Genomic DNA, 12,512 nt, shown 5'->3' with positions numbered 1-12,512 from the left:
TGATTGTGTTGCTAATGTTAAATCTCTGTATAATTTATCCATGAAAAATGGAGCAATTGGAGCGCCTAATTTGCTTATCGCCAATAAACATTCGTACAAAGTTTGGTAGGCCGCAATTTTATCTTGAGCGTATTCGCCCTTCCAAAAACGTCTTCTACACAAGCGAACGTACCAGTTACTTAGGTTTTCCTGAACAAAATCAGAAATTGCTCTAGCAGCTTTCGTAGGCTCATAATCTGCATAAGCAGAATCAACTGTTTTTATCAATGTGTTCAATTCTGAAATAATCCATTGGTCTATTTCAGGGCGATCACTTACAGGAATTGTAGCTTCTGAATAGTTGAAATTATCAATATTAGCATACAAACTAAAAAACGAATAGGTATTGTATAACGTTCCGAAAAATTTACGTCGAACTTCTGCAATTCCTTCTAAATCGAATTTTAAATTGTCCCACGGATTGGCATTTGAAATCATATACCAACGCGTAGCGTCTGGTCCGTATTCTAATAAAGTATCAAAAGGGTCTGCGGCATTTCCTAAACGTTTCGACATTTTATGTCCATTTTTGTCTAATACCAAACCGTTTGAAACAACATTTTTATAAGATACTTTGTCAAAAACCAAAGTTGAAATAGCGTGTAATGTATAGAACCAACCTCTAGTTTGATCAACTCCTTCAGCAATAAAATCGGCAGGAAAAGCTTTGTTTTCATCAATTAAATCTTTGTTTTCGAAAGGATAATGCCATTGAGCATAAGGCATCGCTCCCGAATCGAACCAAACATCAATTAAGTCAGATTCTCTTTTCATTGGTTTTCCAGATGCAGAAACTAAAGTAATTTCGTCGACAACATTTTTATGTAAATCAACTAAATCATAATTGGCTTCATTCATATTCCCCACTTCAAAACCTTGAAACGGATTTGTTTTTTGGAATCCGGCAGCGATTGATTTTTCAATTTCTTTGTATAGTTCTTCTACAGAACCAATTAAAATTTCTTCAGTCCCATCTTCACTTCTCCATATTGGTAAAGGAATTCCCCAATATCTGGATCGAGATAAATTCCAATCGTTAGCGTTTTTTAACCAATTCCCAAAACGTCCTTCACCAGTTGCTTTAGGCTTCCAGTTGATGGTTTCGTTCAAGTCGAACATTCTATCACGCACTTTTGTGATTTCTATAAACCAAGAATCCAATGGATAATACAAAATTGGAGTATCTGTTCTCCAACAATGTGGGTAACTGTGCACGTATTTCTCAACCTTAAAGGCTTTATTTTCTTCTTTTAACTGAATGGCGATTTCTACATCGGCTGAACGTTCAGGCGCTTCCCCTTCGCTGTAAAATTCATTTTTTACATATTTTCCAGCATAAACACCCGTATGAGAAGTGAATTTTCCTTGTAAATCTACCAACGGTCCAGGGTTTCCATTTTCGTCCAATACTAACATTGGTGGAACTTCAGGAACGGCTTCTTTGGCAACTTTAGCATCGTCAGCTCCAAAAGTTGGCGCAGTATGAACAATCCCTGTTCCATCTTCAGTAGTAACAAAGTCTCCTGAGATTACTCGGAATGCATTTTCTGGATTTTGATAAGGCAATGCTAATTGCATTAATTGTTCGTAACGGATACCAACTAAATCTGACCCTTTACATTCGGTTAAAATTTTAAATGGGATTTGTTTATCACCTGCTTTGAAATTATCAAAATCGGATGGATCTTTACTTTCGAAAAAGCCTTTTGAGAATTGTTTTCCAACTAAATTCTTAGCCAAAATTACTTTTGAAGGCAAATAGGTATATTGATTGAAGGTATCAACCAAAACGTAATCTATTTTTGGTCCTACAGTTAATGCTGTATTACTTGGTAAAGTCCAAGGAGTTGTTGTCCAAGCTAAGATATAGATATCGCCAAATTCCTTTAAAAAACTTGGTAATGTTTCGTTTAGTGCTTTGAATTGAGCTACAACAGTTGTGTCGGTAACGTCTCTATAACTTCCTGGTTGATTTACTTCGTGTGAAGATAATCCAGTCCCTGCTTTTGGTGAATACGGTTGAATGGTATAACCTTTATACATCAAATCTTTATCATAGATTTGCTTTAAAAGCCACCAAACCGATTCCATGTATTTTGATTTATATGTTACATATGGGTCTTCCATATCAACCCAGTAACCCATTTTTTCAGTTAAATCGTTCCACACATCGGTGTAACGCATAACGGTTCTTTTACATGCTTCGTTATATTGTTCTACAGAAATTGTTTTTGCTATGTCTTCTTTGGTAATTCCAAGTTCTTTTTCGGTTCCTAATTCTACAGGTAAACCGTGAGTGTCCCAACCTGCCTTTCGCTTTACTTGGAATCCTTTTTGAGTTTTATATCTACAAAAAATATCTTTAATAGCTCGGGCCATCACGTGATGAATCCCTGGTAAACCATTTGCAGATGGCGGGCCTTCAAAAAACACGAATGGCTGATTGCCTTCTCGAGTGGTAACACTCTTCTCGAATATGTTTTCTTTTTTCCAAAAATCAAGTACTTCTGACGCCACATTTGGTAAGTCAAGTCCCTTGTATTCAGTAAATTTAGTGCTCATTTTGTCCTTTTCTTAAATCGTTTTGCGAAAGTAATAAAATAATATCGAAAGTAGAAAGTGAAACTCCGAAAGTTATGTTTTTAGGGGTAATTAAAACGAAAAAGCCGAGTTTAGAATTGTCCAAACTCGGCTTTAATATTTAAATTAACTGGTTATTTTACAATTAGGAATTCTGAACGTCTGTTTTGAGCGTGTTCTTCTTCTGTACAAGCCTCTTTACAATCCACTTTTGGTTCGCTTTCGCCAAGACCTTTTCCTGTAATTCTTCCTGCTGCAATTCCTTTAGAAAGTATATATTGTACTGTAGATTTAGCTCTTCTGTCAGATAAATTCATATTATAAACATCACTTCCTCTATTATCTGTGTGAGATTTAGCAAAAATAACTAGCTTTTCATTGGCTTTCATTACTTGAACTAACTTATCCAATTCGAAAGCGCCTTCTTGTGTAATATTGCTTTTATTGAATTCAAAATAAATAGGATTCAACACAATTTCTGTTGGTTTAATAATAACCTCAATTGGATTAAGTGGTGTTGGAACAGTTAACTTTCCGCCTTTGTTTTTTGCAATACTAAATACGCCGCTTTCGTATCCGTCTTTGGCTACTTGCAGGCTATATTCAGTGTTACATTCTAAAATAAAATCAACATTTCCGTTTGCATCTGAAATTTTCGTCTCGATAATATTCTTTTTATCATCTAAAATTGCTACGGTTGCTCCTTCTAAAATAATTCCTGAAACAGCATTGGTAACAAGGATTGTAGATTCTACGTTGCAAATAGGTTTTGCGATGTATAAATCATCCGATTCTTCACGATTACTAGAGAAGAAACCAAGGTTTCGTTTTGTGTTAAATGAAAATGAGAAATCATCTTTTTCGCTATTTACAGGTTTTCCAAGATTTAGAGCGTTTTCTGATTTATTTAAATTAATAACGTAAATATCTAAACCACCAAGCCCTTGTCTAGAATCTGATGAAAAATAAAGCAAATTATCATCTGTAATTGAAGGGAATTGTTCATTACCTTCTGTATTTATTTTCGATCCTAAATTAACTGGAGTGCCATAAATATCGCCTTCAGATACATCTACTTTCCAAATATCATTTCCACCAAAACCACCAGGCATATTTGAATTAAAATACAATGTTTTCCCGTCAAGGCTTATACTTGGATTACTAATTGAATAAGTCTTACTATTAAAAGGCAATTGTTTTGCTTCAGACCATTTATTATTCACTTTTGTGGCCTTGAAAAGGTACATTTGACTAAATTTAGTTTTGATGTTTTTAATGTCTTCATAATCATCAATCACGCGGCTGTCTCTTGAAAAATAAATTGTATTTCCGTCAGAGCTAACACAAGCAGGTCCATCATGCCATATTGTATTTATATCTTCCACTTCAGTTGGCATACTTAAAGAATCATTTTCAAGTAAAGAAGCTTGATAAACATCTAGGTAAGATTCTTCTTTCCATCCTGTTTTTTTCTTAGAAATTTTTCTTGAACTTGAAAAATACAATGTGTTATCGTTTGTCAACTTCGGCCCAAAATCTGTATATTGACTATTGATTGTAACTGGAACTAAATTAAATTCTTTTTGTTTGCTAAGTAATTTAGGAATGTAATTTGGGTTTTCGTTGAATAAAATTGCTCTAATGTCTTTTGGATTTTTACTTGCAAAAATTGCCATTTGCGCATTTGACTCTTCATATCTTCCGGCAGCTTTAAGCATTTGAGCATATTTAAAGTAGGTTTCTGCTTCTTGTGGCTGAGTTAATGAAAGTGCATACCATTTAATAGCTTCTGTAGTATTAAACATGTTATAATAACTTTCTGCTAGTTGGTTATAAATATAATTTTGTTTTATTCCGGTCCCAACTAGTTTTAAATATTCTTTACTAGCATCTAGATATTCGAAACGTTTAAATAATTTATCAGCCCAAGCAGTTTGGCTATCTTGTGCTTTAACAGATATTGTGCTAACAAACACAAAACTTAATATAAGAAATATATTTTTCATTACAGATGTTATTTATATTAGAAATATCTAGGTGAATGTGATACTTTTTTCGGTACGTATAAATCGAATAATAATATGATTTCGTGCGAAGATGGTGTAGTTACATTCAGGTCAGAAACGATATGGTCGTATGCATAACCAACTCTTAAAGAAGGATTGATTGCGTAGTTAACCATTAAACCAAATGAATCATTTAATCGATAGGTAGCTCCTGCTTCAAATTTTTCTTGGTATAAGAAATTAGTTGAAAGATCTAATGAAGGTTGAGTTCCTACTGCTGATTTTATCATTCCAAAAGGTTTAAATTTTAAGTCGGGATTAACATCAAATACATAACCTCCGGTAAGAAAATAATGTTGCTTATCTGTACCATATTTTCTTCCATTATAATCAAGATGAACTGATTTTAACATATTTGGGATAGAAAATGCTACGTAGTAATTATCTGTATAATAAAACAATCCTGTACCAAGGTTAAACTTAGAGTTGTTAGTGTTTTCTTGAAAAGCTCCATCATTAGGATCTGGAAGTGTCGGTTGGATTAAACTTCTTAGTCCAATTTTTTGAAATGTAACCCCTGCTTTTAAACCGAAAGCTAATCTTGATTCTCCTCCTAAATTTAATGTATAAGAGAAGTCTCCATATACATTGTTCTCTTCAACTGGACCTATTCGGTCAGAAAGAATTGACAACCCTAAACCAACATTTTTTCCAACTGGTGAAGATCCCGAAAAGGAGAATGTTGTTGGGGCGTCTTCAATTTGAATCCATTGCTTTCTGTACAATAATCCAAAAGACAAATTTTCTTTTGAACCAGCATAAGCAGGATTTATTATGTTCATATTATACATATATTGTGTATAATGTGGGGCTTGTTGTGCATTAACATCAAGAAATGATATTAAAAATAAAATAGCTAGTAAAAATATTTTTTTCATAAGGGTAAAATTTAGGATTAATAAGCGCCGAATTATATCAGCGCTTATAAAATCTTAATATTATCGATTAATATAGATCCATCCAGTGATAGTATTTCCTGAATTTCTTGTTATTACATAATAATAGGTTCCATCAGGAAGTTCGCTTCCGCTTTCAGATTGTCCGCGCCATTGATTAGTGTAATTTTCTCCATGGCTATATACTCTCGTTCCATATCTATTAAAGATACTTAGCGATTTTACATCAGACAAAATAAACGCTTCGTTATCGCCATCTCCATTTGGAGAAATACCTTTTTGAATTGTACAAGTAATTCCATCTACTTGTTGTGACGTAACATATCTACAACCATTAACTGTTACAGTTGAGATATAATTGCCTGGTGTACTAATTATTATTGATGGATTTGATGTAGGTCCGAATGTAAATCCGTTTGGCCCACTCCATTCATAGGAAGCATTTGCTGGATTGAACGATCCAGCTACTGGTAATGCTGTAATTGTAAAGTCAGGACCAACACACACTGCAGTCAATTGAACATTGACTTGAGGGATAATTGTAAATGAAGCAGTCGCAGTTGCTTGAGGACATCCTCCAGCGGCAGCCATTGTATAAGTTACAGTGTAAGGACCTGCAGAACTCGTGCTTACATTAAAAGCTCCAGAAGTAGCACTTATTGAAAGTCCTGAAGGAGATGCACTAAATGTACCACCAGTTGTTCCGGTTAATGTTACTGTTTGTGTACCAGTATTGTCATAACAATAGAATGCATCACTGTAAGAAATTGTCGCTGCAGGCAAGTTGGTAATTGTAACTTGTGCTGTAGCAATCACAGCTGGACATCCTCCAGAAGCAGCGATCGTGTTAGTCACAGTGTAATTACCCGCTGTACTTGCTGATAAATTGATCGCTCCGGTAGTTGCATTAATACTTAAACCAGTTGTTGAAGTAAATGTTCCTGCAATACCTCCACTCGCAAATGTTGGGCTTGGGTTTGTTCCATTTTTACAATATGGCGATCCAGTATAACTGAAAGAGCCTACTTGTGGCGCAGTAATAGTAATAGCAAAAGTTGCAGTAACTGAACTACAACCTGCAGCGGCAGCAATTGTATTTGTAATTATATAATTTCCTGGTGTACTTGCTGCTAAATCAATTGCTCCTGTAGCACTATTTAATGCAAGTCCTGTTGTAGAAGTAAATACTCCTGCAGTACCAGTTATAGTGATAACAGGATTTGCTCCTGATTTACAGTAAATAGCTGAATTATAGGTAAATGTTGCAACTGGAAGCGCTGTTATTGTTACTTGAGCTGTTGATTGTACTTGTAAACAACCATTTGCAGCAGCTATAGTATTTGTAACTGTATAATTTCCTGGTGTACTTGCTGCTAAATTGATTACTCCAGTTGTTGCGTTGATACTTAATCCTGTTGTAGAAGTAAACGTTCCTGCAACACCACCGCCAGTAAAAGTTGGGCTTGGATTAGTTCCGTTTATACAATATGGAGCTCCTGCATAATTAAATGATGCAATTGGAGCTGCAGTAATTGTTATTGGGAAAGTCGCTGTTACTCCAGGACAAGAAGAAGTAGCTGCAATAGTATTTGTAATTGTATAATTTCCTGGTGTACTAGTAGACAAGTCGATTGCTCCTGTTGTGCTATTTAATGTAAGGCCTGTTGAAGATGTAAATACTCCCGGTCCTCCACCATTAGTGTATGAAATTACAGGGTTTGCTCCTGTTTTACAATAATTTGAAGAGTCATAAATGAACGTTGCTACTGGTGCGGCTGCTACTGTAATTGACATTGTAGTTGAAGTTGCACATTGATTAACAGCTGGTGTAAACGTAAAAGTATTCGATCCTATATTTGCTGTATTAATAGCTGCATTCCAACTACCTGTAACTGGAGGTGTGTTTGTAGAAGTTGTTGGTAACAAAGGTGCTACACTATTCTGACATAAAGTTGGAATTTGCGTAAATGTTGGAGTTCTTACCGGGCTAATCAGTACGGTTGAAGTAACTGGTAAAGAAGAACATCCTAAACCTGTAATTGAAACAGCGTCGATAAAGTTTCCAACGGTTAAGTTTCCAGAACCTGAGCTTACAGATACAAATCTAACTGTGTAATCGGTAACCCCATTATTAGGGAAGGTATAATTAATACTATTAAAAACCCATGCACTTGGTGTTGCTGAGAAGTTTCCTAAACTTACATATGGTCCGCCAATAGGGCCTATTTCTACTCTCATTACATCTGTTCCAGAAAAACGACCTCTATGAGCAAATGAAACATTTACAGAAGAACCTGGTATAATTGATATGTTTTGGAATAGAGTAGAAACCTGATTTGCGTTTAATTCGATAAATTGAGTTCCGGAATAAGCATTGGTGCTTTCGGTACCATTGGTCCAAACTTCAATCATTCCATCAGTTGCGGTGGTTCTCCAGCATTGGAAATTATTTTGATTAATAAACCCTAAAGATCCCATTGCAATTCCTGTTGGGCTTTCAAAATCCGAATTACAGAAATTATTTTGTTGAGTGATAACTATAGAATACGCCCCTGAAACTGTTGCGTTAAATGACGGTACACTACCTGGATTCGTTGCTCCAGAAGGAACAGTCCATGTATAAGTGTAATTACCTGGAATAGTTGGTGTAGCTGTAACAGTAGCTGAAGTGTTTGAACATACTGTTGGACTATTAACACTTACTCCTAAAACAGGATTAACTATAATAGATTTAGTTGCGGTAAGCGCACATTGACCTGGGGCAGGTGTAAATGTATACGTTGTTGTAGCAAGATTATTTAATGCTGGTGACCAAGTACCTGTAACTCCATTTTGAGAGGTAGTTGGTAAAGCCGCTAACGTTGCTCCATTACAAATTGGTGCAATATCTAAAAATGCCGGAATAACACTCAATGGATTTACAGTAATAGTCATCGTTGCGTTACTAGAGCAAAATCCTGCTGCAGGAGTAAATGTATAAGTTGTAGTCGCATTGTTATTTATTGCTGGTGACCATGTCCCAACTACACCATTGGTTGAAGTTGTTGGTAAAGCACCTAAAGTTGCTCCAATACAAATTGGCGCCACTTGAGTAAATGTAGGTGTTACAGTTCCAACCTGAATTGTCATAGTCGTTGTAGTTGCACATTGCCCTGGGTTAGGTGTAAATGTATAAACTGTTGTTGCTAAATTATTAATTGCTGGAGACCAAGTACCTGTAATACCTTCTAATGAAGTAGTAGGCAGCGGAGCTGAAGTTCCTCCCGCACAAATTGGAGGTGCTGGATTAAAAGTAGGAACTGGTAAAACTATATTAACTGTAGTTGTACTAACTGCACCTGGACAACCTAATGCTTGTGGCAAGTTATAACTTACAACATAAGTACCTACAGTACTTGTACTAGGTGTAAACGATCCAGTTGTTGTATTCAATGACAACCCAACAGCTGGTGCTACAGTATAAACTCCTCCAGGTGTCCCTGTTTGAGTAATATTTTGAACCGTTGTATCCGTAACACAAAAAGATGGAGAGCTATAATTAATTGCCACATTAGAAGGTGGAACCGTAATAGTGATTGCCCAAGAATCAACATCTCCAGGGCAAGTTCCTGCCGAAGCAATAGTATTATATACAACATATGAACCCGGTGTACTTGCTGCAAGGTTTATTAATCCTGTTACAGGATTTATCGATAGACCAGTAGCAGGTACTGCTGAAAAGGTTCCGGCTGTAGCGTTACTCACAAATCTTGGAGATGGATTTCCTTCATTTTGACAGTAGAAATTTTTCGAGTAAGTAAAATTACCAAATGGACAACAAATAGTTGGAATAGGTCCAGCAGTTTGAGTAATTCTAACGAATCCTTTTCTTCCATTAAAGTTAGTAATCATTATTACATATATCTGACCCGCAATGGCATTATTTACTCCAAAGTTTTCTGTAAATGCAGGAGAAAAACTACAAGCAATCCCTGTACCTGGAGCATTTGTGGTAGAAATGCCAGCACAAGCTTCTGCATTAGAAGCATAAGGTCCCCAAGCAACAAAATCCACATCAATACCAGTACCATTGAAGGCGCTACTTGTATTTTGCTCTAAAAAGAAGTTATAGTTTCCATCTGTAGGAATTTGTAAATAATAGAATGTAGGTGATGGTGCTGATCCTAAACAACCTACTGTTGCACTTGTTGTTGAAAAGGGACTAATTGGATTTGGTAAGGTCGGAACTCCAACGTTATTTGGAATAATTATTGGGTTTATAGCACAAAGTGGTAATGCCGTTGCACAAGTTCCAACATTTGTTCCAACACAAAGTTCAAATGTAGTTGTTGATGCAGTAGATCCTGTTGAATAAGCTCTAATATAATAGGTTTGACCGATAGTCAATCCAGTAGCCGTATTGTTATTTGCCGTAAAACAAGTTCCAAATTGAGTAAGGTTTCCACAAGTACCAGTATAAAGTAAAAAGTTAATATTAAAAGGTGCTGCTGCATAATTAACTCCTAATATTGTAATATAATGACTTGTAGCCGTTGCAGTAAATTTAAACCAAACATCATCGTCATCAATTGTTCCTCCACAGGTATTGGCTTCCGGAGATCCGGTTGCAAATAATAAGCTTCCAAAAACTGTTTGTAAACAGTTGGTATTTTGATTTACTGCAATATCTATAGCTCCTGTACATTCATCATTTACAATTAATGTGTTGAAACTAATTGGCCCTACTATTGAACTTGCATCGGTTGGTGAACAAATTGCTCTTACATAATAATCATAACAGGTTGCAGAAGCTAAGCCAGTTACATAATATGGATTTGAATTGGCACTTCTCCATAAAGGTGAACCAATTGCTGGCATACCTGATCCACAAGGAACTACAGCTACTTGCCATGCAGTTGCAAAACTTCCATCAGGATTAGCCGGTTGAAACCAACCTAATAATGCGGTAGATTGAGTTATTGAAGTTGCTGTTAATGTTTTTGGTTTAGAACAAGTTGGAGGGGGACCACAAGTTACCCTTGCATCCCATCCTGCTGCATTTGTAGTTCCGTTTGATGTAAATACAAAAGTTAAACATCCCGAAGCTGCTGTAGAGGTAAAAGGCCCAGGAACAGCTGTCCCAGAGAAAGTTCCTAACAAAGTTCCGGTAGCAACATCACCGTCATATACTCTTAAAAGATCTGAACCTGCTTGAGTAGCAAATGTGTTAAAAGTAACTGTTACGACTTGTCCAGGTATGGTTGGACAAATTGTAGTAGTTCCTGTTGCCGCAGTAATATTGTTTGGATAAACACCATTTGCTCCACCTAAATCAAAAAAGGAACCTCCACAACCAGGTAAAGTAGTTACTGAAACTGGCAATGTAGACCATGCACTTACATCGGTTGCTGAACAAGCTGCACGAACATATATGTCATAACATATTCCCGGGGTTAAATTTGGAACAACAAATGGATTTGAATTTGCTGGAAACCATGCTGTAGCAGTTGCATTAGGCGCTGGCGATCCACAAGGAAGTGCAATATACTGCCAAGCAGTTGCAGTTGAAAGATCTGGATTTGCAGGCTGTGTCCAACTAATAGTAGCTGTAGTGGTAGTAACTGCAGAGCTTGTTAAAGTATTTGGTTTTGTACAAGTTGGTATTGGCGCACATGTTACATTTGCTAACCAACCAGCACCATTTAATGTAGAATCAGAAGTAAATACAAAAGTTAAACATCCATTTGCTACAGAAGAGGTAAAAGGACCTGGTAAATTAGCTCCGGTTAACGTTCCTGAGTAGGTCCCTAAAAGAGTTCCGGTAGTACCATTCCCATTATAAACTTTTAAATTATCTGTTGATTCAGCTGTTGAGAAAGAAGTGAAAGTAACAGTTACAGCATCACCAGCATTTACCGGACAAATTACTGTTGTACCAGCAGCAGCAGATGTGCCGTTAGCATAATTACCTGTAGTTCCTCCAACATCTACATAATTACCCCCACAAACTGGAGGCCCGGGAGCAGTAGTAAATGGAAAGGGACCTGACCAAATACTTCCTGAGAATGCGCATTTTGAACGAACATAATATTTATATTGAGTTAAGGGCGCTAAAGGGGCAAAAGGGGCAGCTGTTAGTGTTGTTGCTGTATATGGATTTGTATTTACAATTATTCCAGAACCTGTAGGGTTTAATTGTGTAGCTGGTATAATTTCAATTTCCCATTGATTACAAGTGTTTAATCCAGCACCAGTTGTAGGATTTGGATTGGTCCAGTTCAAAACTGCGCTCGAAGAGGTAAAAGTTCCTGCACCTAAAGTCGTTGGCTCTAAACATCTAGAAACTACTAACACATCATCTAAATATAAATCATCTCCCTGGAAAGGTGATGTTTGAGTTACTTCTGATACAAATGCAATATATACTTGTGTTCCAGCTGGAAAAGTTGCAGGTGGAAAATCAATCACTTGTTCTTCGTAAACAATTGGCGCTGGTGCAACATTAGTACTTAATTGAGATTCTGAATAGGTCTGTAGAGTAATTGTATAGGCCGCTTCTGTTGTTTGATTTGCAGGTGATGCAGCCGATGCAACTTTAACTTTAAACACACCTCCTTGATCTCCTTGTTGACCCGTTTTTACCCAAAAACGCAACTGACCATTCAATGGAATTGTAACTACAGGTGATGCTAAATAATATTTTGCTGAATTACCTACTCCAAGATTTTCTCCAAGTAGCATTCCGTGTTTAGTTCCTGTTCGAGGGGCAGTACCATCAGTGTACCATATTTCTCCTGCTGCTCCGCTTTGAAACCTGGCCCAGTTTGCAGGGATTCCAAATGGAGTTGTAGGAGTTTCAAATCCTTGCAATAAGGCTTGTGAAAAACCAGAAAATGAAAATAAAAGTGTAATTAATAAAAGAGTAATTTTTTTCATAAAATGAAAATTTAAG

At 36.4% G+C, this 12,512-nt stretch carries 4 protein-coding genes; all 4 read right to left on the bottom strand.

Translation table 11 applies throughout. The features are described from left to right. A partial coding sequence (ileS, locus tag AC9UFV_RS02135) for an isoleucine--tRNA ligase (RefSeq protein WP_509572292.1) occupies window positions 1-2,601 on the bottom strand: 2,601 nt, incomplete at its 3' end. 152 nt (window positions 2,602-2,753) lie between these two features. Then, window positions 2,754-4,625: an OmpA family protein gene (locus AC9UFV_RS02130; protein ID WP_509572290.1), complete on the bottom strand. Its 1,872-nt coding sequence runs from the start codon at window positions 4,623-4,625 to the stop codon at window positions 2,754-2,756. A gap of 17 nt (window positions 4,626-4,642) precedes the next feature. After that, window positions 4,643-5,563, bottom strand: coding sequence for a PorP/SprF family type IX secretion system membrane protein (locus tag AC9UFV_RS02125; protein ID WP_509572288.1), 921 nt, complete (start codon window positions 5,561-5,563; stop codon window positions 4,643-4,645). 60 nt (window positions 5,564-5,623) lie between these two features. After that, window positions 5,624-12,496 (bottom strand): T9SS type B sorting domain-containing protein, encoded by a 6,873-nt coding sequence (locus AC9UFV_RS02120; protein ID WP_509572286.1) that lies wholly within the window; start codon window positions 12,494-12,496, stop codon window positions 5,624-5,626. Window positions 12,497-12,512: the final 16 nt, after the last annotated feature.

Source organism: Flavobacterium sp. (genome assembly GCF_044349645.1).
Classification (GTDB): Bacteria; Bacteroidota; Bacteroidia; order Flavobacteriales; family Flavobacteriaceae; genus Flavobacterium.
The sequence above is the reverse complement of the archived record's forward strand: the minus strand, read 5'-3'. Positions and strand labels throughout refer to the sequence as shown.